Source organism: Stenotrophomonas maltophilia (assembly GCF_006974125.1).
GTDB classification, from domain to species: Bacteria; Pseudomonadota; Gammaproteobacteria; order Xanthomonadales; family Xanthomonadaceae; genus Stenotrophomonas; species Stenotrophomonas maltophilia_O.
In genome coordinates, this window is the sequence record NZ_CP037858.1 from 2,846,568 (window position 1) to 2,869,917 (window position 23,350).

Consider the following 23,350-nt stretch of genomic DNA (forward strand, 5'->3'; position numbering starts at 1 on the left):
CGGCCTGTTAAGGTCGGTGTTTTCACGCATCACACAGGTGGAACGATGAACATGCACGCGCGCCGCAACCGGCGCTGGACCGGCCTGGTCCTGTCGATGGGACTGCTGGCGGTGGCCCCGCTGGCCTGGGCGGCAGCGCCGCAGCCCGCGGCCGCACAGGCCCAGGGCGTCAACGGCTACGAACTGCCGTCGGCGGCGCTGCAGGCGGTGGTGGATGCGCCCCGTGCGCCCTCGTTGTACCTGTCGCCGCGCCGCGACGTGGCCGCGATGATGCAGATGCCGTCGCTGCCTTCGATCCAGGTGGTGGCGCAGCCGGAACTGAAGCTGGCCGGCCTGCGCATCAACCCGCGCACGTTCTCCGACAGCCGCTTCAGCTTCGGCGAGAAGCTGTGGCTGATGAACGTGGCCGACGGCAAGGAGCGGCAGATCAGCGGCCTGCCGGCCAAGCTGTCGATTGCCAGTGTGATGTGGTCGCCGGACCAGAAGTGGCTGGCCTTCAACCAGATCGACGCCGCCAGTGGCGCCAATGAACTGTGGCTGGTGGACGTGGCCGGTGGCAGTGCCCGCCGCCTGGTTGCCGGCCTGAACACGGTGATCGGCAGCGGCTACCAGTGGCTTCCGGACAGCCGCGGCCTGGTGGTGTTCACCCGCCCGGCCAACCTCGGTGCGGCCCCGGCCGCCGACGGCATTCCGACCGGCCCGGCCGTGCAGCAGACCAGCCAGGGCGGCGGCGTGGTGTCGATCCGTACCTACCAGGATCTGCTGAAGAACGAGGCCGACGCGCGCCAGTTCGATTACTACGCCACCACCCAGCCGATGGAAGTCAGCCTGGATGGCAGCACCCGCGCGATCGGCGCGGCCGGCATCTTCATGGGCTTTGCGGTGTCGCCGGATGGCCGCTTCGTGCTGCGCCAGCCGGTGCAGCGCCCGTATTCCTACGTGGTGCCGGTGGACAGCTTCCCGCGACGCATTGAAGTGATCGACCGTGCCAGCGGCAAGCTGGTGCACACCGTGGCCGTGCGCCCGCTGGTGGAAGGTTTGCCGACCGGCAACGACGCCGAAGTGACCGGCGTGCGTGACATCCGCTGGCGCGGCGATGCCGATGCCACCCTGGTCTGGGCCGAAGCGCAGGACGGCGGCGACCCGAACAGGGAGGCCAAGGTGCGCGATGCGGTGCTGATGCAGGCCGCCCCGTTCGACAAACCGCCGGTCACCCTGGCCCAGCTTGGCAGCCGCCTGGCCAGCATCAGCTGGGGCCGCGGTGACCTGGCCCTGCTGACCGAGTCGTGGTGGAAGACCCGCAGGACCAAGACCTGGCTGATCGCCCCGGACAACGCCGGTGCCGAGCCTCGCCTGCTGTGGGATCGTGACGCGCAGGACCGCTATTCCGATCCGGGCCGTCCGCAGTTGTCCAGCGACGATCGTGGTCGCTCGCTGCTGCAGACCAGCGCCGATGGCAGCAGCCTGTATCTGGCCGGTGCCGGTGCTTCGCCGGAAGGTGACCGTCCGTTCGTGGACCGCTTCGACATCGCCAGTGGCAAGGCCACCCGCCTGTTCCACTCGCAGGCGCCGAGCTACTCGCTGCCGGTGGCATTGCTGGACAACCAGGGCAGCTCGCTGCTGCTGAGCCGCGAGAGCCCGGACGAGCCGGCCAACTTCTACGTGCAGTCGCTGGCCGATGCGGCCACCCAGCCGCGCGCATTGACCCACTTCGCCCATCCGCTGCCGCAGCTGAAGGGCGTGCAGAAGGAGCAGATCCGCTACAAGCGCAAGGACGGCGTCGACCTGACCGCGACCCTGCTGCTGCCGCCGGGCTACGACCCGAAGCGCGACGGCCCGCGACCGTTGCTGATGTGGGCCTACCCGGGCGAGTTCAAGAGCGCGGCTGCGGCCAGCCAGGTGACCGATTCGCCGTACCGCTTCAATGCGGTCAGCTACTGGGGCCCGCAGGCGTTCCTGGCCAAGGGTTATGTGGTTCTGGCCAGCCCGTCGATGCCGATCATCGGTGAGGGCGACAAGGAGCCGAACGACACCTACATCGAACAGCTGGTGGCCAACGCGCAGGCAGCGGTGGATGAAGTGGTGCGTCGTGGCGTGACCGATCGCGATCACATCGCCATCGGCGGCCATTCCTACGGTGCGTTCATGACCGCCAACCTGCTGGCGCACACCCGCCTGTTCAAGGCCGGCATCGCCCGCAGCGGCGCCTACAACCGCACACTCACGCCGTTCGGTTTCCAGGCCGAGGAACGCAATTACTGGCAGGCGCAGGACGTCTACCAGAAGATGGCGCCGTTCAACTACGCCGACAAGATCAAGGATCCGATCCTCTTCATCCACGGCGTGGACGACAACAACTCCGGCACGTTCCCGATGCAGAGCGAGCGCATGTTCGCGGCGGTGAAGGGCCTGGGTGGCACCGCGCGGCTGGTGATGCTGCCGAACGAATCGCATGCCTATCGCGCACGCGAATCGATCATGACCATGCTGGCTGAGAGCGAGCGCTGGCTGGAGCAGACCATCGGCCCGGCCGAGCAGGGCAAGGCGAAGAAGAAGCGCTGACGTGACCCGGTAGTGCCGGCCGCTGGCCGGCAACCTCATGGAGCCATGCAACCTGAGGTTGCCGGCCAGCGGCCGGCACTACCAGATGAAACCATTTTTGCATCGCAGCACGACGCCCGATCTGGGATAGGCTTGGGGCCTGGATCCGTTGACCGAGGCCTGTGCGTCGCCGATGAACGAGTACCGCAGCAGCATCGAATTTGCTTCTCCCGATCTTCCGCTCCGCGATGACGTGCGCCGGCTTGGCGCACTGGTCGGTGACCTGCTGGTCGAACAGGTTTCGGCAGCGTTTCTTGATGACGTCGAGGACGTGCGCACCCGCGCCATCGCCCGCCGCGAAAACCAGGCGCCGCTGTCGGAGCTGGCCGATGGCCTGGCCGGGCGCACGCCGCAGCAGGCCGAGACCATGGTGCGGGCCTTCAGCACCTACTTCCAGGTGGTCAACATCGCTGAGCGCGTGCATCGCATCCGCCGCCGCCGTGACTACCAGCGCGCCGGTACCGCTGGGGCGCAGCCCGACGGCCTGCAGGATGCGCTGCAGCACCTGAAGGCGCAGGGCGTGGGCCTGGATGAGCTGGCGCAGTGGCTGCCGCGCATCGACATCGAACCGGTGTTCACCGCGCACCCGACCGAAGCCGTGCGCCGTGCGCTGCTGGAGAAAGAGCAGCTGATGGTGGCCAGCCTGGTCGACAACCTCGACGGCCAGCGCACGCCGGGGGAAGCGGCCGCCGATGCTGCGCGCTTCCGCATGGCGCTGACCGCTTCGTGGCAGACCACCGATTCCTCGCCGGTGCGGCCTACCGTCGATGACGAGCGCGAGCACGTCGGCTTCTATCTGGTGCAGGTGCTGTACCGGGTGATTCCGGTGCTGTACGAATCGCTGCAGCAGGCGCTGCGCGATACCTACGGCGAAGAACTGCCGCTGCCGCGCCTGCTGCGCTTCGGTACGTGGGTGGGCGGCGACATGGACGGCAACCCGAACGTGGATGCCCACACCATCCGCAATACGCTGGATGCGCAGCGGCAGGCGGTACTCGGGCGCTACCAGAAGGAACTGCTGCAGCTGGCCAGCCTGCTCAGCCAGTCCACCGAGCGGGTGGGCGTGAGCGATGCGCTGCAGGCGCGCGTGGTGCAGTACCAGCAGCTGCTGCCGCAGGTGCAGTCGCGCCCGCGCCACGCCGACATGCCGTACCGCCTGCTCAACGACCGCATGCGCGCACGCCTGCAGGCGACGCTGGACGATGGCGAGGGTGCCTACGCTGGCCCCGCCGAAGTGATCGACGACCTGCAGCTGATCCTCGACAGCCTGCGCGCCAATCGCGGCGAACATGCCGGCGGCTTTGCCGTGCAGCGCCTGCTGTGGCGGGTAAAGACGTTCGGCTTCCATCTGGCGCGGCTGGATGTGCGCCAGGAGTCGAGCGTGCATGCGCGCGCACTGGCCGCCGTGCTGGGCGGCGAGGAGGCCTGGCAGGCGCTGGATGCGGTGGGCCGTGCGCGGCTGCTGAGCCCGCATGCCAGCGGTGAAACGGCATTGCCCAACGGCGACGACGAGGGCAACCAGCGGCTGGATGCGGTGTTCGCCGCGCTGGCCGATGCGCGTGCGCGGCATGGCAGCGATGCGCTGGGCAGCTACATCATCTCGATGGCGCACGACCGCAGCGACGTGCTGGCGGTGCTGGCGCTGGCACGCCGTGGCGGCCTGGTAGAGGAGGGCGGTGCAGTGCCGCTGGACATCGCCCCTCTGTTCGAGACGGTGGATGATCTCAAGCGCGGCACCGCGACCCTGCGTGACCTGCTGGCCGACCCCATCTATCGCGCGCACCTGCAAGCACGCGACGACGTGCAGATGGTGATGCTCGGCTATTCGGACAGCAGCAAGGACGGCGGTATCGCGGCCTCGCGCTGGGGCCTGCAGCGTGCACAGGTGGAACTGCTGGAAGTGGCGGCCGAGGCCGACATCCGGCTGACCTTCTTCCATGGCCGTGGCGGCTCGATCAGCCGTGGCGGTGGCAAGACCACGCACGCGGTCGATGCGTCGCCGCGCGGCAGCATTGATGGCCGCCTGCGGGTGACCGAGCAGGGCGAGGTGATCCATCGCAAGTACGGCATCCGTGCGCTGGCCCTGCGCTCGCTGGAGCAGGCCACCGGTGCGGTGCTGCGCGCCAGCCTGCGCCCGCGCGCCGCCGAGCCGCGCGAGGGTGACTGGCGACCGGTGATGGACGCGGTGGCTGCGGCCAGCAGCGAGGTCTACCGTGGCTTCGTCGGCCAGGCCGGTTTCATGGACTACTTCCGCACCGCCACGCCGATCGACGTGATCGAACGCATGACGCTGGGCTCGCGGCCATCGCGCCGGCTCGGCCAGGACGCCGCGCTGGGCAACCTCCGTGCGATTCCCTGGGTGTTTGCCTGGAGCCAGGCGCGGGCGGTGATTCCCGGCTGGTACGGCGTGGGCAGTGGCCTGCAGGCGGCGGTTGATGCCGGCCACGAACAGACCCTGCGCGAAATGGCGCGTGACTGGCCGTTCTTCCGCACCTTCCTGGATGACATCGCGATGGTGCTGTCCAAGGGCGATATCACCATCGCCGAGCAGTTCTCGCTGTTGTCGGGCGACCTGCACGGGCGCTTCTTTCCGCAGGTGCAGCGCGAACTGGAACTCACCCGGCACTGGCTGCTGGCATTGATGGACCAGAAGACACTGCTGGACCACGATGCGCGGCTGGCGCTGTCGATCCGCCTGCGTAATCCCTACGTCGATCCGATCAGCGTGCTGCAGGTGGATCTGCTGCAGCGCTGGCGGGCCAGCGGTCGCGAGGATGACGATCTGCTGCGTGCGCTGGTGGCGTGCGTGAATGGCGTTTCGCAGGGCGTGCAGAACACCGGTTGATCCGCATCCGCCGGGCATGGCCCGGCGAGTTCGAAAGGGTAGTGCCGGCCGCTGGCCGGCAACCTCATGATGTCTGCCAGCGCGCGCGAGGTTGCCGGCCAGCGGCCGGCACTACCTCATTCCTCCGGCGACGGCGGGTTCGACGCCAGCAGTTCCAGATGGCGCTGCTCCATTTCCTGGCGCAGCTGGCGGCGGATCTGCGCGGCGGCCTGGCGGCGCTTCTCGTCCGACGTCGCCGGCTGCAAGGGCGGGACCGGCGTCGGCCGGCCTTCCTCGTCCACTGCCACCATGGTGAAGAAGCAGCTGTTGGCGTGGCGCACGCTGCGCTTGAGGATGTCCTCGGCCACCACCTTGATGCCGATCTCCATCGACGAGGTGCCGGTGTAGTTCACCGAGGCCAGGAAGGTGACCAGTTCGCCCACTGCGATCGGCTGGCGGAACATCACCTGGTCCACCGACAGGGTGACCACGTAGCTGCCGGCATAGCGGCTGGCACAGGCGTAGGCCACCTGGTCGAGCAGGCGCAGGACGGCGCCGCCGTGGACCTTGCCGGAGAAATTGGCCATCTCCGGCGACATCAGCACGGTCATGGACAGCTGGTGGGTTTTGAGTTCGGTCGACATGGGCCGATTGTATCGACAACCGGGTAGTGCCGGCTGCTGGCCGGCAACCACGCGATTGTTGCCGGAGGCCATGAAAAAGCCGGCCAGCGGCCGGCTCTACCGAAAGCAGAAGGGCCGCTTGCGCGGCCCTTCGTGTTTCTTACTTCAGCTTCGCATCGGCGCGCAGGGCGGCGGCGCGGTCGGTCTTCTCCCAGGAGAAGGCCGTGGCGTTGACGGTCTCGCCTTCGCCGTTGAGGTAGCTGAACTCCTTCGGCTTGCGGCCGAAGTGGCCATAGGCCGCGGTCTGCTGGTACATCGGGTGCACCAGGTCCAGCATCTTGATGATGCCGTACGGGCGCAGGTCGAAGTGCTTGCGGATCAGCTTCTCGATCTTGTCGTCGCTGATCTTGCCGGTGCCGAAGGTGGTGACCGAGATCGAGGTCGGCTCAGCCACGCCAATGGCGTAGGAGACCTGCACTTCGCAGCGGTCGGCCAGGCCGGCGGCAACCACGTTCTTGGCGACGTAGCGGGCCGCGTAGGCTGCCGAACGGTCGACCTTGGACGGGTCCTTGCCGGAGAAGGCGCCACCACCGTGACGGGCCCAGCCGCCGTAGGTGTCGACGATGATCTTGCGGCCGGTCAGGCCGCAGTCGCCCACCGGGCCGCCGATCTCGAACTTGCCGGTCGGGTTGATGTGGAACTTGGTGCCCTTGTGCAGCCACTTGGCCGGCAGCACCGGCTTGATGATCTCTTCGCGGACGGCCTCGATGAGGTCCTTCTGCTTGATGCCCGGGGCGTGCTGGGTCGACAGGACCACGGCGTCGATGGCCGAGACCACGCCGTTTTCATAGCGCAGGGTGACCTGGCTCTTGGCGTCCGGGCGCAGCCACGACAGCGGCGAGTTCTTCTTCTTGCGGATCTTGGCCTGCTGCTCGACCAGGCGGTGCGACAGGTGGATCGCAGCCGGCATGTAGCTGTCGGTCTCGTTGGTGGCATAGCCGAACATCAGGCCCTGGTCGCCAGCGCCCATTTCTTCCGGCTTCTTGCGATCCACGCCCTGGGCGATGTGCGGCGACTGCTTGCCGATCAGGTTCAGCACGCCGCAGGTGGCGCCATCGAAGCCGACGTCGGAGCTGTCGTAGCCGATGTCCGTGATGACCTTGCGGGTCAGCGCTTCCAGGTCGATCCAGGCGCTGGTGGTGATTTCACCGGCGACAATGGCAACACCGGTCTTGACCATGGTCTCGCAGGCCACGCGGGCGCGCTGGTCCTGGGTCAGGATCGCGTCCAGCACCGCATCGGAGATCTGGTCGGCAACCTTGTCCGGATGGCCTTCGGAGACCGACTCGGAGGTGAAGAGATAGCTGGACATCAGGCGTAATATCCCTTGATTCGGATGGAAAGATGGGCGCGCATGATACACGGGGTGCGCCGCCTGTGCATTGTGAACCTGTACCGGTTGCCGGTGGTTAAGCCCGCGTAGGCCCGGCAAGGGCCGTCCTGACGGGATTGGGCCCCAGCCTCGAGGCCCAGTGTTCCACCAGCGTGACAACGGGCCGGGTGGCCAGGGTGCCGGTTGCGGCCCCGCTCCGGCAGGGTCGACCGTCATCGTTCTGCCCCAGAACCGCCATCTGGCTGCCGTCTGCCGGGCGCAGGCTGTCGGCCAATCCGGCCGCCGGGCATGAGTGGATCCGCCATGCAGGAACTTGAACAGCGTCTCCAGCAACGCTTTCCCGATTGGTTCCATGGCCGTCGTGGCCAGCTGGCGCGGCCGTTGCTGCGCAGCGTCGGGCGCTGGTCGCGGTTGGACCAGATCGAAGCTTTCCTGCAGCGCAGTGCAGGATTGCGCGGCTTCGGCTTCGTCGCCGCCGGGCTGGAGTTCATCGGTGGCCAGTACCAGGTGGACCCGGCCGCGCTGGCGAAGATCCCGGCCACGGGCCGCCTGCTGATTGTTGCCAATCATCCGTCCGGGGCGCTGGATGCGCTGGCGCTGCTGGACGCGGTTGGCCGCATCCGCCGCGATGTGCGGATCGTGGCCAATGACCTGCTGGGAGCCATCGCGCCGCTGCAGGACCTGCTGCTGCCGGTGCGCATCCTCGGCGGCAAGGCACAGCGTGGCAGCCTGCACGCCGTGGAGGAAGCGCTGGCCGCCGAGCAGTGCGTGATCGTGTTCCCGGCCGGCGAGGTCTCGCGCCTCTCGCTGCGCGGCATCCGCGACGGTCGCTGGCAGCGGGGGTTCGTGCGTTTCGCCCGTGCCGCGGGCGCGCCAGTGCTGCCGGTGCGGGTGGAAGCACGCAATTCGGCGCTGTTCTACGGCGCCTCGACCCTGTTCAAGCCGGCCGGCACCGCGCTGCTGGCGCGTGAGATGTTCACCCGACGTGGCCGTCCGCTGCGCCTGTGCATCGGTGAGCCGATGCAGCTGGGCAAGGGCGGCGACCCGGGCGCGCAGCTGTTGGCCGTGCGCCGCGCGCTGTATGCGCTGGGCCGCAATGGCGCGGCGGGCGGTGCCGCTGCCGTTGCAGGCCCCGAGCCGCTGGCCTCCCCGGTGCCACCTTCGCGGGTTGCCGCTGGCATTGCTGCAGCCACCCAGCTGGGCCAGACTGCCGACGGCAAGCAGATCCTGCTGGCCACCTGCAGCGCCGATTCACCGCTGCTGCTGGAACTGGGCCGGCTGCGCGAACTGACCTTCCGCCAGGTAGGCGAGGGCACCGGTCGCAGCCGCGACCTGGACGACTACGACCCGCAGTACGAGCACATCGTGATCTGGGACGCGGCCGCACAGCGCATCGCCGGCGCCTACCGCATCATGCGCGGTGCGCAGGCGCTGGCTCGGCACGGCCTGTCCGGGCTCTACAGCGCATCGTTGTTTCGCTATTCCGACGATGCGATCACCCACATCGCCGAAGGTCTGGAACTGGGCCGCAGCTTCGTGGTGCCCGATTACTGGGGCAGCCGCAGCCTGGACTACCTGTGGCAGGGCATCGGCGCCTACCTGCAGTGCCGGCCCGGCATCCGTTACCTGTTCGGCGCGGTGTCGATCAGCGCGGCGCTGCCGCGCGATGCGCGCGAGCAGCTGGTGGCGTACTACCAGCGCTACTACAGCGGTACCGCTGGCCTGGCTGAATCGAACCGCCCGTTCCAGTACTTCGCCGCACCGCCGAGTTTCGGCGAGCTGGATGCAGGCGCCGCGTTCGATGTGCTGAAAGCCAACCTGGCTGCACTCGGCACCGGCGTGCCCACGCTTTATCGCCAGTACACCGATCTGTGCGAACCGGGGGGAGCGCGCTTCCTCGCCTTCGGCGTGGATCCGGACTTCAGCGACTCGATCGATGGCCTGATCGAAGTGGACCTGTGCGCGATCCGGCCGAACAAGCGCAAGCGCTACCTGCGCGACGCGGGGACGCCGGCATGAGCGCGCTGGCGAACCTGTCGCCACACCGGCGCGCAGTGTTCGTCTCCGATGTGCACCTGGGGTCACGTCACTGCCATGCCACCGAGCTGGCGCGGTTTCTCTCGCAGCTGCGCTGCGAACGGCTGTACCTGGTGGGCGACATCATCGACCTGTGGTGGATGGCCCATCGCCGTGCCAACTGGCGGCAGTCGCACAGCGAAGTCATCCAGGCCCTGCACGCGCTGCGCCGTGCAGGCACCGAGATCATCTACATTCCCGGCAACCACGATGCCTCGCTGCGCCAGGTGTGCGGGCTGATGCTGCCGGCGATGCAGGTGCGCCGCCGCGCCATCCACGTGACTGCCGATGGCCGCCGGTTGCTGGTCGCGCACGGCGACGACTACGACGGCGTGACCCACTTCGGCGGCCTGCAGGAAAAGTTCGGCGACTGGCTGTACTACCGCATCCTCACCGGCAACCAGGCGCTGAATGCAGTGCGGCGCCGGCTGGGCATGCGCTACTGGTCGCTGTCGGAATTCCTGAAGAAGCGCAGCGGCGCGGCCGAACGCTACATCGAGCGCTTCGTGCAGGCCGGGCTGGACGACGTGCGCCGGCGCGGACTGGATGGCATCGTCTGTGGCCACATTCACCGCGCTGCGTTGATCGAACGCGATGGCCTGGTCTATGCCAACGACGGCGACTGGGTGGAGAGCCTGACCGCACTGGCCGAAGACCATGATGGCGCGCTGCGCCTGCTGGACCACAACGGCCAGACTCTGGTGGAGCTACCGGGCGCGCGCATGTCGCAGGCGGCGTAACCTGCCTTTTGTAGAGCCGAGCCCACGCTCGGCTTGCTGTTTGTTCTTCGTACAGACCGCGCTGCGCGCGCAAGCCGAGCGTGGGCTCGGCTCTACAAAGAACCCCCACAAACGTGTGGCCATCGCGCTAGCATCGGCCCATGGATTCCCTGACCCAGATCGTACTCGGTGGCGCCGTCGCCGCTGCCATCGCTCCGCCCGGCCATCGCCGTGCGGCCCTGCTTGCCGGTGCCGCGCTCGGCACCCTGCCGGACCTCGACGCGCTGTGGCTTGGCTTCACCGCCGCCGACCCGGTGGCGAACATGATCGAGCATCGCAGCTTCAGCCACTCGTTGCTGGTGCTGCCCTGGGTGGCTGCACTGATCTGGTGGTTGTTCAAGCGCTTCGGCAATGGCCGCGTCGCGCAGTCACCGGTGCGCTGGTTCTGGGCGATCCAGCTGGCGCTGGTCACCCATCCCGTGCTGGATGCGTTCACCGTCTACGGCACCCAGTTGTGGTGGCCGCTGCGGCCACATCCGACCATGGGTTCCAGTGTCTTCATCATCGATCTTGGCTACACGGTGTGGCTGCTGCTGGCCTGCGTGCTGGCCTGGTTTGGCCGCGCCCGCCCCTGGGCTGGCAAGGTGCTGGGTGTGGCGTTGCTGGTCAGCAGCGCCTACCTGGGCTGGGGCCTGATAGCAAAGGCCCAGGTCTACCGTGCTGCCCAGCAGAGCCTGGCGGCGATGGGCCTGGGCGATGCGCCGCGCTTCTCGGTGCCAATGCCGTTCAACACCCTGCTGTGGCGCGTGGTGGCGATGACGCCGAACGGCTACGTGGTGGGCGACCGCTCGCTGGTGGCTGACCATGGGCCGATGCAGTTCGAAGGCCATCCCTCCAACGTGCAGGCATTGCGCGAGGCGCAGGCGATTCCGGCGGTGCAGCAGCTGACGTGGTTCAACCGTGGCTTCATGCGTGCACAGGTGATGGACGGGCGGCTGGTCCTGAGCGACCTGCGCATGGGGCTGGAGCCCGACTACACCTTCAACTTCGCCGTGGCCCAGCAGGTCGACGGGCAGTGGCGGCCGATCACGCCCGAGCAGGTGCGGACGGATTACAGCAGTCCCGCCGCGCGCGCTGATGCCGGTCGCCGGTTGGTGGCGATGTGGCAGCGGATCTGGCACGAGCCGGCAGCCGCCGCGCCCGGAGCTGCACACCCGTAGATCCACGCCATGCGTGGATGGCGCAAACAACAGCCACGCATGGCGTGGCTCTACTACGGCTGGCGGTTGAGCTTGATCGAACGGTTCAGCACCTGGCGCGGCACGTTGGCGATGTCAAAGCCAACGAACGCCAGCAGGAACTGCAGCCCGGAGATCAGCGCGACCATCGCGATCATGATGGTACCCACCGGCGTGGCGACATCGGCCTGGGCCGACCGCACCCAGTGGTACAGCCCGAACAGCCCCCCGAAGGCGAGCAGGCTGCTGCCGGCGATCAGCTCCAGTGACGCGATGCTGAGGTCGCGCAGGAAATAGTTGTAGGCAATGCGCTTGAGCGTGTTGCGCAGGTGCTTGAAGGTGAACTCACCCAGGATGCGACCGATGCGCAGGTTGCTGGTTTCGTCGCCGTAGTGGGCATCCATTGCCACATCCTGCACGACCGCGCGCACGGTGTTCAGTCGGAACAGCATGTCGGTCTCGAAGAAATAACGGTCGCTGACCGCCTCGAGTTTCAGGTGGCTGGCGACCTTGGCATGGATGGCGGTGTAGCCGTTGGTCGGATCGAACACCTGCCAGTACCCGGACGAAGCCTTGGTCATGAAGGACAGCAGCAGGTTGCCCAGGCGCCGCACCGGGGGCATGCGGCGGATGTGGGTCAGGTTCCAGAATCGGTTGCCCTTGGTGTAGTCGGCATGGCCGTCGGCGATGGGTGCGACGAAGTCCATCAGCAGCGCCGGGTCCATCTGCCCATCGCCATCGACCTTGACCAGGATATCCATGCCATCGGCGATGGCCGCGCGGTACCCGGTCTTGATCGCGCCGCCGACGCCGAGGTTGTGCTGATGGAACAGCACGGTGATGCGCGGGTCGTTGGCTTCGGCCTGGATCAGGCGGCCGCTGCCGTCGGGGCATGCATCGTCCACGCAGTAGATCGCCGTTACCGCATCATCGATCGCCGCCAGCACGGACAGCACCTGGCGGGTCACTTTGTAGCAGGGGATGATCACGGCGATCCGTGCCGGCGCGGATGCGGAGGGCGTAGTGGTGGTCATCGGATTCATCGGGCTGGGTGGGCCAGCAGGGGTTTTGCCGGCAGTTCCACCAGATCCCCCTGCAGCACCCGTGGTGCGTCGCCCTCAGGCGCTACGGTGATGTGGTGGTAGCGGTTGAAGGTGAAATTGAACGCCTCGTCGGACATCGATGGGAAGTACCGGCGGAAGTAATCCATCTGTGGCAGGTACAGCACATGGTTCACGGCGGGAATGCCAACACCCGGCAGGAGGCCCCCGAACCCGCCGGGAGCCACCAGCACGCCTTCGGTCGTGCTGGCTGAGCCGCGGGCCTGCAGGGAGTGCAGGACGGCAGTGCGGTCCATCGCGAAGATCGGGCCGGCCGGCTGCACCGGATTGAACAGGCCGTTGCCCAGCAGGTTGGCCAGTGCGGCCGCGGCGAGCACCAGGCTGGTTGCATGCATCGACAGCTGCGGGCGGCGGGCAGCAACGGCCAGCGCCGCCAGGCACAGGTAGGGAATGGCGTCGGCAGCGCTGTGCAGGCGGCTGAACTGGCCTTCACCGAACAGGAACTTGGCCAGGCTGCCGACCATCAGCAGCGCCGCCAGAAGCAGCAGGCGCCAGCGCTGCAGGCGCACGCCGCAGTGCACCAGGATCATCGCGCAGGCGATGTTGAGCAACAGGCCGAAGGCCAGCAGCGCGCGCGCGGGGGGCACCATCGACAGGGTGGTCAGCTTGCCAACCACGGCGGGCACAGGCAGGAAGATCCAGCAGGCGATGAACAGCAGGCCGGCGGCCAGGATCAGCAGGGAGCTGCGGTGGCTTTTCGCCCATTCGCGCAGCCGTGTGCCATCGGCCAGCACCAGGGTGAACAGCGGCAGCAGGCTGCCCAGCACCGCGATTTCGCAATCGTTGGACGCCTTGAACAGCGGCAGCGGGGCGAACCGGTAGGTCATCAGGTTCGGAAAGAGGTGCGCGAGCAGGCTGGTCAGGCCGACACCGCCACCGGCGCTCTGGCGCTGGCCGGGGTACACCGTGTTGCGCACGATCGGGATGATGTCGTGGAAGTAGCCGACGAACACCGCCAGTGCAATCGCGCCTGCGATGGCGGCATCGACCAGACGTACAACGGTGATGGCATCGCGCCGGACCGCCAGCACCAGTACCGCCAGGGCCAGCACCGAGGAAATGATGAACGGCGGGTAGGACACTGCGATCAGCCATGCCGCCAGTGCATAGGCGCTGACTGCGATGCGCAGCGCGCGATGGCCGATGCCCAGCCATGCCACCGCAGCCCAGGGCGCCAGCGCGAATGCACCAGCATTGCTGGTCCACCAGACCTGCACGAACGGCGCGAAGAACAGCGTGGCCGAAACCAGTACTGCGGCCGGTGTCGGCATCCGCAGTTGGCGCAGGAGCAGAGCCCATCCGCTCAGGAAGGCCATGGCCATGAACATGAAGAAAAACGAATAGGCGTTCGCTGCAGGCAGCAGGAAGAACGCCCAGTGGTAAGGCTTGAACAGCAGCCCCCAGTCCAGCAGCGGCAGCGCCTGGAAGGTGCGCAGTGACTCGTGGTACGCCGAGTGCGCATTGACCTGCCCGAAGTCGTTGTTGACCGCGATCTGGATGTACGGCGTGAACACCATCCATTCGTCGGTGCGGATGTAGCGGGCGGTGCCGAGCAACGGCTGCTGTGGCGCCAGGCCCAGATACTCGTAGGCCAGCGAGTAGGAAGAAGGCGTCAGCGCGAACGCGACATACAGGATGCACAGCAGCGCCATGATCCCGGCAAGCAGGCGAACCTGGCCAGGTCGAAGCCCGCCCGTCTGGGCCGGGTCCTGGGCAGGGAAAGGCGTTCGGCCGTTGTCGTTCATCATGCTCCCGCAGGTCAGGTCCATCCGCGCGCGACAAGCTCACGCACCGATGCTCTGCTGCCGCACGGGGAGAGGCCCCGGCACGCGCCGTTCCGAGGCCGGGACTGCGGGATTCTAGCCGGTTGCCATCGCAGCCGCTGGCCGCCCTCGGGTGAGACCGGGCCTCAATACACCGTGGCGCGGCCCTGCACGAACGAATAGAAGAACACCGCGTTCGGATCGTTCTGCACCAGGCGGAACTCGCGACGCATGCCTTCCACGGTTTCCTCGTCCACCGAGCCGGCCTGCAGCAGCTGATCAGCGGCCGACAGCAGCAGCTGCTCCCAGAACGCGATCATCGTCTTGCGACGCGCCGGCTCGCGGTTGTCCAGGTGGATCGTCTTGATCTCGGTGTGCACGTCGCGGAAGCCACCGGCCAGCAGCAGGTTGCCCAGCTTGGCGCCGACGAACGGGTCGCCACCATGGTCGTACTGGAAATCGTTGAAGGCCATCCAGTAGCGCCAGATATGCGGCGAATACGGGTCGAGCAGGAACGAGGCGTTCATCACCTCGGTGATGTAGACCGGCGACCCCGGGGCCAGCACGCGGCGCACTTCACTCAGCACGCGTGCCGGTGACGGGACGTGTTCCAGCACCCAGCACAGGAACGCCGAATCGAAGCTGCGCGCCTCGAAAGGCAGTTCGCCGGCGTCAGCCTGTTGCAGGGTGTAGCGGTCGCTGCACCAGGGTGTGCGCGACAGGTTCCCGCGCGCGGTTTCCAGCTGGGTCTCGCTCAGGTCCACGCCGGTCACGTGCAGTTCCGGGAAGCGGCGCAGCAGGATCTCGGTCTGCGCACCCACGCCGCTGCCGACTTCCAGCAGGCGCCGCGCGCCGCTGTAGTCGATCTGGCCAAAGATGCTTGATTCCAGCAGCCGCGCCTGGGTCATCAGGCGCTGCTGCTCGGTGCCGGAGAACCCGTGCAGGTAGGTCGGGGAGGAGATCGGCGGGGTCATGACGGCGGGCTCTTGTAGCGTCGAGCTGGCTCGACTGTTCGGAAACGCGGGGCTGACGGCTCAGGCCGCCGAAGACAGCGCCGGTTCCCCGGCGATCAGGCGGTCGAAGTACTCGGTGGTCAGTGCGATCTGGCTCTGCGGGTCTTCGGCACGGTTGACCACTGCGCGGAAAGCGGCGTTCTCTGGCCGGTCCTTGGCATACCAGCCCAGGTGCTTGCGCGCGATGCGCACGCCCTGGGGCTCGCCATAGAACGCATGCAGTGCGTGCAGGTGGCCAAGCAGGATGTCGCGTACTTCCGCCAGCGATGGGGGTGGCAGTTCCTCGCCGGTGGCCAGGTAGTGCGCCACTTCGCGGAAGATCCACGGCCGGCCCTGCGCCGAGCGGCCGATCATCACCGCGTCCACGCCGGTTTCCTTCAGGACGTAAGCGGCCTTCTGCGGCGAATCGATATCGCCGTTGGCGATCACCGGAATGCGCAGCGCGGCCTTGATCTCGGCGATGGTGCCGTACTCGGCCTGGCCGGTGTAGTGCTGGTCGCGGGTGCGGCCATGTACCGCCAGCGCCGCGATGCCGCTGTCCTCGGCGATGCGCGCGATAAGCGGGCCATTGCGATGGTCGCAGTCCCAACCGGTGCGGATCTTCAGCGTGACCGGCACGTCCACCGCGTTGACCACGGCCTCGAGGATGCGCGCCACCAGCTGCTCGTCGCGCATCAGTGCCGAACCGGCCCAGGCGTTGCACACCTTCTTGGCCGGGCAGCCCATGTTGATGTCGATGATCTGCGCGCCGTGGTCGACGTTGTAGCGCGCGGCCTCGGCCAGCTGCTGCGGTTCGGTGCCGGCGATCTGCACGCTGATCGGTGCCGGCTCGCCGTCATGGTCCATGCGGTGGATCGACTTGCGCGTATTCCAGAAGCGCGGGTCGCTGATGGTCATTTCCGAGGCGGCCAAGCCTGCGCCCAGCCGTTTGCACAGCAGGCGGAAGGGCTTGTCGGTGACGCCGGCCATGGGCGCCAGCACGACGTTGGGGGCAATGGTGTACGGGCCGATCTGCATGCGCCCATTGTAGGGCGCGGGCGGCGGTACGGCCGTGTCGGGGGCGTTCCGGTTCAGGCCGATCCGCACCCAGCTCATGCCGTACCGGCATCAACAGATGCTTGACGGTTGCTTCCGCCGCCCCCAAGGGCGGGCGATCGTAGGCGGCTACCCCAGGCTCTGCCAGGCCTGGCCGGTACCCAACGCGAAGGCCAGCCCCAGGCTGAGGCAGGCCAGTGAACTGACCACCCAGAAGCGCCGGCCGTTGTAGCCGGGACGGAGCAGGGCCAGCGTGAAGCCCATCGCCGCGCGCAGCAGCAACAGCAGGGCGATGCCCGACAGGACCAGACGGCTGGCCGGCAGCGGCGAATGCCAGCCCGCGGCTGCCAGTGCGTACAGCGTCCAGGCCACCAGCACGGCAGTGATGCCGGCGGTCATCAGCGGTGGCCACCAATGCCCGGCCTGTGCCAGCCGGACCATGCGCTGGCCAGCACCGAAGTACCTGTACCACGCGGCGCCGAAGGCAATGCAGCCGATATGCAGCAAGGCTGCGATGGCACTGCCGGCGGCGGCAACCAGCAACCAGGGGAATCCGTCCATGTCCTGCCCACGCTGAAACGCTGCGCGGATGGTGGGTGAGGGGCAGGATGCGGGCAATGCGACCGGCAGTCGCAGCCGTTCGATGCGACCGCTGCTGAAGGCGCTGCGCTCAGCGCGGTGGATCGATCTGCAACCCGGCACCGAGACGGTCCAGGGCCACGTCCACGCGTGGCAGCCGTTGCCGACCCTGCAGCCACAGCAGGCGCAGCGGCAGGCCGCGGCAGTCCAGCGACGGCAGGATCGAGACCAGGCTGCCGCGCGCCAGCGCGTCATCGACCAGCCAGGTGGCCAGCTGCGCGATGCCGAAGCCGGCCTCGACCGCCGCCACCTGGGCCTCGGCGCTGCCAACCACCAGGCGCGCGCGGGCCTGCAGCGGTGTACTGCGCTGCCCGCCATCGGCCACCTGCCACGGCCCGATGCTGCCGTCCGCGCGTCCGAACAGCACACCGTCATGTCCGGCCAGCTCGGCGGCCGAGCGGGGCTGGCCATGCCGAAGCAGGTAGGCCGGGGAGGCGCAGAAGCGCAGGCATTCGTAACCGAGCAGGCGGCTGCCCAGAGGGGCGGGCAGCGGCTCGGGACCGCCGATGCGCACGGCGAGGTCGACGCCGTCCTCGGCGAGGTCGCTGAAGCGGTCGCTGAAGGTCACCTGCGGATGCAACTGTGGAAACTCGGCGGCCAGCTGCAGCAGCAACGGCCAGACTTTGAGGCGCCCGAAGGTGGCCGGCGCATCCACCCGCAGGCGGCCCACGGGCGCGTCTGCGTGCGCGACCAGCACCGACTCGGCATCGGCCAGTTCGCCCAGCACCCGCACGCAGGTGCGGTAGAAGCCCTCACCGGCCTCGGTCAGGCGAAGGCGGCGCGTGCTGCGTTCGAACAACCGCGCGCCCAGGCGTGCCTCCAGCCGTGCGATGGTCTTGCCCACCGCCGAACTGGTCAGGTGCAGGCGTTCGGCGGCGGCAGTGAAGCTGCCGGCATCGGCGGTGGCGACGAAGGCCTCGATGCCGCGCAGGCGCTCGGTGGGAAGCATGGGGAATTTCTGTCCGGAATCGATGGAAAACATAGCAGCAATCGGAATCCAGGGAGGAAATAGGCTGGCGGCCCCTGTTCTGATGCCCGCTCATGTCCTCCCTCGATTCCGCCGTGGCCGCTGTCCCCGCAAATGCCCGCGCACGCCTTTCGGTCGTCCTGCTGGCGGTGTCCGCCTTCGTCATCGTCACCACCGAGTTCCTGATCGTCGGCCTGTTGCCCGCGCTGGCGCGCGACCTGGGCCTGGGCATCGCCCGTGCCGGGCAGCTGGTTACCTTGTTCGCGTTCACCGTGATGCTGGCCGGGCCACCGTTGACTGCGCTGCTCGCACACGTTGAACGGCGGCGCCTGTTCGTGGCGATCCTGCTGCTGTTCGCCGGCTCCAACGCGCTGGCCGCGATGGCTACGCAGCCGTGGCTGCTGGCGCTGGCGCGGGTGCTGCCGGCACTGGCGCTGCCGGTGTTCTGGGGCACCGCCAGTGAGACTGCTGCGCAGCTGGCCCCTGCAGGGCAGGGAGGTCGTGCGGTCGCGCGGGTCTATCTGGGCATCACCGCCGCAATGCTGTTCGGTATCCCGCTGGGTACGTTGGCCGCCGACGCTCTCGGTTGGCGCGGCAGCTTCTGGCTGTTGGCGGCCCTGTCGCTGTTGATGGCGGGCGCGCTGGCGTTGTGGATGCCGGACACCGTGGCCGGACCGCGGCGCGCGCTGGGCGAGCAGGCACGGTTGCTGCGCCAGCCGCAGTTGCTGGGCCATGTGCTGCTGTCGGTGCTGGTGTTCACCGCGATGTTTGCTGCCTATACCTACCTGGCCGATGTGCTGGAGCGGCTGATGCAGGTACCGGCGGCACAGGTGGGCTGGTGGCTGATGGGCTTCGGAGCTGTCGGGTTGATCGGCAATGCACTGGGGGGGCACTGGGTCGATCGTGCGCCGCTGGGCGCGACCCTGGTGTTCTGCGCGGTGCTGGCGCTGGGCATGCTGGCCAGTGTCGGGCTGGCCGGCCACGGCACGTTCGTGCTGATTGCACTGGCCCTGTGGGGTGTGGCGCATACTGCATTGTTCCCGCTGTGCCAGGTGCGGGTGATGCGTGCGGCGCCCCAGGCGCAGGCGCTGGCGGGAACCTTGAATGTGTCCGCGGCCAATGCCGGCATCGGCCTGGGCGCGCTGCTGGGAGGTGGGGCCATCGAACGCTTCGGGCTTGCCTCGCTGGGCGTGGTGGCCGCTGCCGTGGCGCTGCTGGCAATCGTCGCGGGCCTGCTGCTGCGGCGGCTTGCCCGGTCTCGCTCATCCACGCATGGCGTGGATCTGCCTCATTGAAAGGCAAACAAAAAAGCCCGGGTGTCTGCACACCCGGGCTTCTTCATCCACGCATGGCGTGGATCTACTTTGCTTCAGCGTCGGCCGGGGTGAAGCGCGGCATCGCCGCTGCAGCGCCTTCCTTCTCGGTCGAGCGACCGGCGAACTGGTTGGCGAAGCGCACGTGGCGGGCGAACGGGGCATCGGCCACCTGCGCCAGCGACGCGGCCAGCGCACCGTTGAAGGCGTCACCGGCACCGGTGGTGTCGATCGCCTGCACCTGTTCCGCACCCACGCGGTAGTACGGCTGGGTATCGCCGCGCAGGTTCTCGTCGGCATGCGAGACGAACACACCCACCGAACCCAGCGTCACCACCACGGTGCCGTTGCCGACCAGCTTGCGGCACAGTGCATGCAGGCTGGCGCCATCCAGCGCGGCGACGTCGTTGGCATCCACGCGCTCGCCGACATGTCGGCCGAGCAGGGCAGCGAACTCGGTCTCGTTCGGGGTGATCACATCGGCCAGCTTGAGCAGGCCGATGGTCGAGGGGGCATCGGCCGGTGCAGTGTTGAGCACGGTGGTGACGCCGGCCTCGCGGGCCGTGGCCAGTGCCGCTTCGATGGTCTGCACCGGCGATTCCAGCTGCACCAGCACCACCTTGGCACGGGTCAGCAGGGCCTGCTGCTGTTGCAGGAAGTCGGTGCTCAGCGCGGCGTTGGCACCCGGGCCGATCACGATGGTGTTGCGGCCACGGGCATCGACGTAGATGCCGGCGGTGCCGGTCGGTTCGCTGCTGGCTTCGGCGATCAGACCGAAGCCGTCCTGTGCGGCCAGCTCACGGGCGGTGGCGCCACCGGCGTCGTCGCCCAGCGCACACACGAAGTGGGTGTCGGCACCGGCGCGGCAGGCTGCCACGGCCTGGTTGAAGCCCTTGCCACCGGGGCCGGTGCTGTAACGGCCGGCAATGGTCGCACCCGGTGCCGGCAGCGACTCGCACCGCCACACGTGATCGACATTGAAGGAACCGACGACAACGACACTGCTGCTCATAGGGAATCTTTTCTCAACCAAGGGTTCAACTGAAGTGCGTCAGCACGCCGGCGATGGTCGCCGTCATGAAGGTGGCAATGGTACCGCCCAGCACCGCGCGCAGGCCGAACTTGGCCAGGTCGTGGCGCCGTTCCGGGGCCAGGCCACCGATGCCGCCAATCTGGATCGCGATCGAGCTGAAGTTGGCGAAGCCGCACAGCGCATAGGTCGCGATCAGGCGACCTTCGCTGGACAGGCTGACGCCAGCCACCTGGCCGTTCACGATCTGCGACAGCTCGGTGTAGGCCACGAACTCGTTGATCACGACCTTCTGGCCGATCAGAGAACCGACGGTGGTGGCATCGGCCCACGGCGTGCCGATCACCCAGGCGATCGGGGCCAGCAGGTAGCCGAAGATGGTCGACAGGTTGGTCGGCTTGCCGATCTGCGCAGCCAGGCCGGTCACTTCACCGATCCAGGTCAGCGGGGCGTTCAGCAGGGCGATCAGGGCGATGAAGGCCAGCAGCATGGCGCCGATGTTCAGCGCCAGCTTCAGGCCGTCGCCGGCGCCGGCCGCAGCCGCGTCGATGATGTTGCTGGAGGTCTTCTCGACTTCCATCTTCACCGTGCCGCGGGTGAGCGGGGTGCCGGTTTCCGGAATCAACAGCTTGGCCACGACCAGAGTGGCCGGCGCGGCCATGATGCTCGCCGCCAGCAGATGCTTGGCGTAGAAGGCCTGCTGCGCCGGGTCGCCGCCGCCGAGCATGCCCACGTAGGCCGCCAGCACGCCGCCGGCGATGTGTGCCATGCCGCCGATCATCATGGTCAGCAGCTCGGACTGGGTCATCTTGGCGATGTACGGGCGCACGGTCAGCGGCGCCTCGGTCTGGCCGATGAAGACGCTGGCGCAGACACTGGTGGTTTCCGCACCGGACACACGCATGACCTTGGTGATCGCCCACGCCATCACGCGCACGATCGCCTGCATGATGTTCAAGTGGTACATCACGCCCATCAGCGCCGAGAAGAAGATGATGGTCGGCAGCACCTGGAAGGCGAAGATGAAGCCGTAGTTCTTGGTGTCCATCAACGAGCCGAAGATGAAACCGGAACCCTCGTTGACGAAGCTCAGCACCTTGACGAAGCCGTGGCCCAGCGCGTCGAACACGTCGCGCCCGCCCGGCACCAGGATCACCAGCGCCGCGAAGGCGATCTGCAGGGTGATACCGGTGGCAACCAGCTTCCAGTCAACCGCACGCTTGTTATTGGAAAACAACCAGGTGATGTCGATCAGCACCGCCAACCCGAACAGGCCGAAGCCGATCCTGCCCAAACCTTCGACCATGTGAGTGACTCCCCTGGGGCGTCGCGAAAAACGGGAAGCCTAGTGCAGGGCCGGGGCCGGGGCAAGGAAAAGCAGCGTGCGCGCACCCATCGGTACCGATCAGGCCAGCAACGGCAAGGGCTTGCGGCCGGCGGCGACAGGTAGAATGGGGATCGATCCCGGCCCGGATGCGGGCCCGCAGCAGGAGATTCGCATGCAATACCGTCGCCTGGGCTCCACCGGCCTGCCGGTTTCCGCCCTTTCCTTCGGCGCCTGGGTGACCTTCGGTGACCAGATCCCGCGCGATGAGGCCCGCAACCTGGTGGCCGCCGCCTGGGATCATGGCGTCAACTTCTTCGACAACGCCGAGGGCTACGCCAACGGCCGCGCCGAACAGGTGATGGGCGATGTGATCAGCGACCTGCGTCTGCCGCGCGACGGCTTCTGCGTGTCCAGCAAGGTGTTCTTCGGTAGCGCCAAGGACCCGCGGCCGACCCAGCGCGGCTTGTCGCGCAAGCATGTGACCGATGCCTGCCATGCCGCGCTCAAGCGCCTGCGGGTGGATTACCTGGACCTTTATTACTGCCACCGCCCGGATCCGGACGCGCCGATCGCCGAGACCGTGCACGCCATGGATACCCTGGTGAGGCAGGGCAAGATCCTCTACTGGGGCACTTCCGAGTGGTCGGCGATACAGATCCAGCAGGCGCTGGATTTCGCCGAACGACACAACCTGCAGGGCCCGTCGATGGAGCAGCCGCAGTACAACCTGCTGCACCGCGAGCGGGTGGAGGTCGAGTACGCACCGCTGTACGCCCGCGCCGGGCTGGGCACCACCATCTTCTCGCCGCTGGCCTCGGGCCTGCTGACCGGCAAGTACGATCAGGGCATTCCCGCCGATGCGCGACTGGGCCGGGAAGGCATGGAATGGCTGCAGGACCTGGTGCTGGGCGCCGACGCCGAGGCCCGCCTGGGCCAGGTGCGCCGCTTCAGCGAAGTCGCGCGGGCGCTGGGCCAGGCCCCGGCCACGCTGGCCATCGCCTGGTGCCTGCGCAACCCGAATGTCTCCAGCGTGATCCTCGGCGCCAGCCGGGTCAGCCAGCTGCTGCAGAACCTGCAGGCGCTGGAGGTGCTGGAGCAGGTCGATGCCGCCGGCTGGGCCGAGGTCGAGGCCGTCTTCGGCTGAACCCCGGGGCCGACCGGGCCTCGGTGGCCTCGGTCGGGCCTGCTCGGGATCGTGATCGATAGAGTCGACTGCTTCGGATAGTCGACTGCTTCGAGCAGCAGCAGTCGCCTCTACACATCTGTGTCGTCAATTTGATTGACGTTATCTATCGAATTTCAGAATTCGATCATTAATCTCATCAATGAAGTTGAGAATGGTTGTTGATTGTCAACTGAGAATCATTATCATTTAACTCGTCCCTCGCACGAGTCCAGATGCTCATGAATGCTCAACCTGTACTGCTGCGCCCCGAAACGCTGACCCTCCGCGATCGTCCGGTCCGCGTCGTTCCGCCGGAAGAGGTCATCGACAGCGAAGCCCTGCTCAAGGGCCGTCGTGAAATCCTGATCCAGCACGGCGACCGCTTCTATCGCCTGCGGCACACCAGCAACGACAAGCTGATCCTGACCAAGTAATCGCGGTCTGGTCGCCCGCCTCCCTCCCTCCTGCCGGCAGCGCCGACAGGGTGGGCGACCCGTCCGCTC

The 23,350-nt window shown here is 67.6% G+C and carries 18 protein-coding genes; 8 read left to right on the forward strand and 10 right to left on the reverse strand.

Translation table 11 applies throughout. The annotated features are described in order from the left end of the window. The first annotated feature begins 45 nt into the window (after nucleotides 1-45). Both EZ304_RS12850 and ppc read left to right on the forward strand, forming a co-directional pair. Complete coding sequence (locus tag EZ304_RS12850; protein WP_142807262.1) at nucleotides 46-2,562, forward strand: S9 family peptidase; 2,517 nt, start codon at nucleotides 46-48, stop codon at nucleotides 2,560-2,562. 172 nt (nucleotides 2,563-2,734) lie between these two features. Continuing rightward, on the forward strand, nucleotides 2,735-5,446 hold the full coding sequence (gene ppc / locus EZ304_RS12855; protein ID WP_142808102.1) for a phosphoenolpyruvate carboxylase: 2,712 nt from the start codon (nucleotides 2,735-2,737) through the stop codon (nucleotides 5,444-5,446). 116 nt (nucleotides 5,447-5,562) lie between these two features. Here ppc and EZ304_RS12860 read toward each other — a convergent pair whose 3' ends face one another. Then, on the reverse strand, nucleotides 5,563-6,069 hold the full coding sequence (locus tag EZ304_RS12860) for an acyl-CoA thioesterase (protein WP_099553699.1): 507 nt from the start codon (nucleotides 6,067-6,069) through the stop codon (nucleotides 5,563-5,565). Nucleotides 6,070-6,208: 139 nt separating this feature from the next. After that, on the reverse strand, nucleotides 6,209-7,420 hold the full coding sequence (gene metK, locus EZ304_RS12865; RefSeq protein WP_010481882.1) for a methionine adenosyltransferase: 1,212 nt from the start codon (nucleotides 7,418-7,420) through the stop codon (nucleotides 6,209-6,211). 324 nt (nucleotides 7,421-7,744) lie between these two features. Between metK and EZ304_RS12870 the strand changes: the two genes are divergently transcribed. The 3 genes from EZ304_RS12870 to EZ304_RS12880 all read left to right on the forward strand — a co-directional run bounded on the left by EZ304_RS12870 (nucleotide 7,745) and on the right by EZ304_RS12880 (nucleotide 11,456). Beyond that, a complete protein-coding gene (locus tag EZ304_RS12870) occupies nucleotides 7,745-9,460 on the forward strand; it encodes a lysophospholipid acyltransferase family protein (RefSeq protein WP_142807263.1) in 1,716 nt (571 codons plus the stop codon). After that, nucleotides 9,457-10,257 carry a UDP-2,3-diacylglucosamine diphosphatase gene (locus EZ304_RS12875; RefSeq protein WP_099553653.1) on the forward strand — a complete coding sequence of 267 codons (801 nt, stop codon included), beginning with the start codon at nucleotides 9,457-9,459 and terminating at the stop codon, nucleotides 10,255-10,257. Before EZ304_RS12870 ends, EZ304_RS12875 begins: the two co-directional genes overlap by 4 nt. A gap of 140 nt (nucleotides 10,258-10,397) precedes the next feature. Next, a complete protein-coding gene (locus EZ304_RS12880; RefSeq protein ID WP_142807264.1) occupies nucleotides 10,398-11,456 on the forward strand; it encodes a metal-dependent hydrolase in 1,059 nt (352 codons plus the stop codon). A gap of 53 nt (nucleotides 11,457-11,509) precedes the next feature. On the opposite strand, the gene EZ304_RS12885 is transcribed toward EZ304_RS12880, so the two are convergent. From EZ304_RS12885 to EZ304_RS12910, 6 genes are all read right to left on the reverse strand, one after another. Then, nucleotides 11,510-12,517: a glycosyltransferase family 2 protein gene (locus tag EZ304_RS12885; protein WP_142807265.1), complete on the reverse strand. Its 1,008-nt coding sequence runs from the start codon at nucleotides 12,515-12,517 to the stop codon at nucleotides 11,510-11,512. Next, entirely contained in the window at nucleotides 12,514-14,247 is a 1,734-nt protein-coding gene (locus tag EZ304_RS12890) for a DUF7657 domain-containing protein (protein WP_260678111.1), read from the reverse strand. Before EZ304_RS12890 ends, EZ304_RS12885 begins: the two co-directional genes overlap by 4 nt. Before the next feature lie 257 nt (nucleotides 14,248-14,504). Next, nucleotides 14,505-15,332 carry a class I SAM-dependent methyltransferase gene (locus tag EZ304_RS12895; RefSeq protein WP_099553661.1) on the reverse strand — a complete coding sequence of 276 codons (828 nt, stop codon included), beginning with the start codon at nucleotides 15,330-15,332 and terminating at the stop codon, nucleotides 14,505-14,507. Nucleotides 15,333-15,392: 60 nt separating this feature from the next. Next, nucleotides 15,393-16,388 carry a tRNA dihydrouridine synthase DusB gene (dusB, locus tag EZ304_RS12900; protein WP_099553702.1) on the reverse strand — a complete coding sequence of 332 codons (996 nt, stop codon included), beginning with the start codon at nucleotides 16,386-16,388 and terminating at the stop codon, nucleotides 15,393-15,395. Between the two features lie 147 nt (nucleotides 16,389-16,535). Beyond that, nucleotides 16,536-16,967: a hypothetical protein gene (locus EZ304_RS12905; protein ID WP_142807267.1), complete on the reverse strand. Its 432-nt coding sequence runs from the start codon at nucleotides 16,965-16,967 to the stop codon at nucleotides 16,536-16,538. A 109-nt stretch (nucleotides 16,968-17,076) separates the two neighbouring features. After that, nucleotides 17,077-17,994 (reverse strand): LysR family transcriptional regulator, encoded by a 918-nt coding sequence (locus EZ304_RS12910; protein WP_142807268.1) that lies wholly within the window; start codon nucleotides 17,992-17,994, stop codon nucleotides 17,077-17,079. 92 nt (nucleotides 17,995-18,086) lie between these two features. On the opposite strand from EZ304_RS12910, the gene EZ304_RS12915 reads away from it, so the two are divergent. Then, nucleotides 18,087-19,307, forward strand: a complete 1,221-nt coding sequence (locus EZ304_RS12915) for an MFS transporter (protein ID WP_142807269.1) — start codon at nucleotides 18,087-18,089, stop codon at nucleotides 19,305-19,307. Nucleotides 19,308-19,371: 64 nt separating this feature from the next. On the opposite strand, the gene EZ304_RS12920 is transcribed toward EZ304_RS12915, so the two are convergent. Together EZ304_RS12920 and EZ304_RS12925 are read right to left on the reverse strand one after the other, a co-directional pair. Continuing rightward, nucleotides 19,372-20,337: a ribokinase gene (locus EZ304_RS12920; RefSeq protein ID WP_099553667.1), complete on the reverse strand. Its 966-nt coding sequence runs from the start codon at nucleotides 20,335-20,337 to the stop codon at nucleotides 19,372-19,374. Nucleotides 20,338-20,362: 25 nt separating this feature from the next. After that, nucleotides 20,363-21,661, reverse strand: a complete 1,299-nt coding sequence (locus tag EZ304_RS12925) for a NupC/NupG family nucleoside CNT transporter (RefSeq protein ID WP_142807270.1) — start codon at nucleotides 21,659-21,661, stop codon at nucleotides 20,363-20,365. Nucleotides 21,662-21,854: 193 nt separating this feature from the next. Between EZ304_RS12925 and EZ304_RS12930 the strand changes: the two genes are divergently transcribed. Together EZ304_RS12930 and hemP are read left to right on the forward strand one after the other, a co-directional pair. Next, nucleotides 21,855-22,826 (forward strand): aldo/keto reductase, encoded by a 972-nt coding sequence (locus EZ304_RS12930; RefSeq protein ID WP_099553706.1) that lies wholly within the window; start codon nucleotides 21,855-21,857, stop codon nucleotides 22,824-22,826. 260 nt (nucleotides 22,827-23,086) lie between these two features. Continuing rightward, the gene (hemP, locus tag EZ304_RS12935) at nucleotides 23,087-23,281 is read left to right on the forward strand and encodes a hemin uptake protein HemP (protein WP_005412278.1); all 195 of its coding nucleotides are present in this window, start codon (nucleotides 23,087-23,089) and stop codon (nucleotides 23,279-23,281) included. Nucleotides 23,282-23,350: the final 69 nt, after the last annotated feature.

What these genes read in the sequence shown, in the direction of transcription:
- EZ304_RS12890 (WP_260678111.1), bottom strand. Translation starts at nt 14,247, where the DNA reads ATGGCGCTGCTGTGCATCCTGTATGTCGCGTTCGCGCTGACGCCTTCT.
- EZ304_RS12915 (WP_142807269.1), top strand. Translation starts at nt 18,087, where the DNA reads ATGTCCTCCCTCGATTCCGCCGTGGCCGCTGTCCCCGCAAATGCCCGC.
- EZ304_RS12885 (WP_142807265.1), bottom strand. Translation starts at nt 12,517, where the DNA reads ATGAATCCGATGACCACCACTACGCCCTCCGCATCCGCGCCGGCACGG.
- EZ304_RS12910 (WP_142807268.1), bottom strand. Translation starts at nt 17,994, where the DNA reads ATGCTTCCCACCGAGCGCCTGCGCGGCATCGAGGCCTTCGTCGCCACC.
- EZ304_RS12870 (WP_142807263.1), top strand. Translation starts at nt 7,745, where the DNA reads ATGCAGGAACTTGAACAGCGTCTCCAGCAACGCTTTCCCGATTGGTTC.
- hemP (WP_005412278.1), top strand. Translation starts at nt 23,087, where the DNA reads ATGAATGCTCAACCTGTACTGCTGCGCCCCGAAACGCTGACCCTCCGC.
- EZ304_RS12930 (WP_099553706.1), top strand. Translation starts at nt 21,855, where the DNA reads ATGCAATACCGTCGCCTGGGCTCCACCGGCCTGCCGGTTTCCGCCCTT.
- EZ304_RS12925 (WP_142807270.1), bottom strand. Translation starts at nt 21,661, where the DNA reads ATGGTCGAAGGTTTGGGCAGGATCGGCTTCGGCCTGTTCGGGTTGGCG.
- EZ304_RS12905 (WP_142807267.1), bottom strand. Translation starts at nt 16,967, where the DNA reads ATGGACGGATTCCCCTGGTTGCTGGTTGCCGCCGCCGGCAGTGCCATC.
- EZ304_RS12850 (WP_142807262.1), top strand. Translation starts at nt 46, where the DNA reads ATGAACATGCACGCGCGCCGCAACCGGCGCTGGACCGGCCTGGTCCTG.
- metK (WP_010481882.1), bottom strand. Translation starts at nt 7,420, where the DNA reads ATGTCCAGCTATCTCTTCACCTCCGAGTCGGTCTCCGAAGGCCATCCG.
- ppc (WP_142808102.1), top strand. Translation starts at nt 2,735, where the DNA reads ATGAACGAGTACCGCAGCAGCATCGAATTTGCTTCTCCCGATCTTCCG.
- EZ304_RS12875 (WP_099553653.1), top strand. Translation starts at nt 9,457, where the DNA reads ATGAGCGCGCTGGCGAACCTGTCGCCACACCGGCGCGCAGTGTTCGTC.
- dusB (WP_099553702.1), bottom strand. Translation starts at nt 16,388, where the DNA reads ATGCAGATCGGCCCGTACACCATTGCCCCCAACGTCGTGCTGGCGCCC.
- EZ304_RS12860 (WP_099553699.1), bottom strand. Translation starts at nt 6,069, where the DNA reads ATGTCGACCGAACTCAAAACCCACCAGCTGTCCATGACCGTGCTGATG.
- EZ304_RS12895 (WP_099553661.1), bottom strand. Translation starts at nt 15,332, where the DNA reads ATGACCCCGCCGATCTCCTCCCCGACCTACCTGCACGGGTTCTCCGGC.
- EZ304_RS12880 (WP_142807264.1), top strand. Translation starts at nt 10,398, where the DNA reads ATGGATTCCCTGACCCAGATCGTACTCGGTGGCGCCGTCGCCGCTGCC.
- EZ304_RS12920 (WP_099553667.1), bottom strand. Translation starts at nt 20,337, where the DNA reads ATGAGCAGCAGTGTCGTTGTCGTCGGTTCCTTCAATGTCGATCACGTG.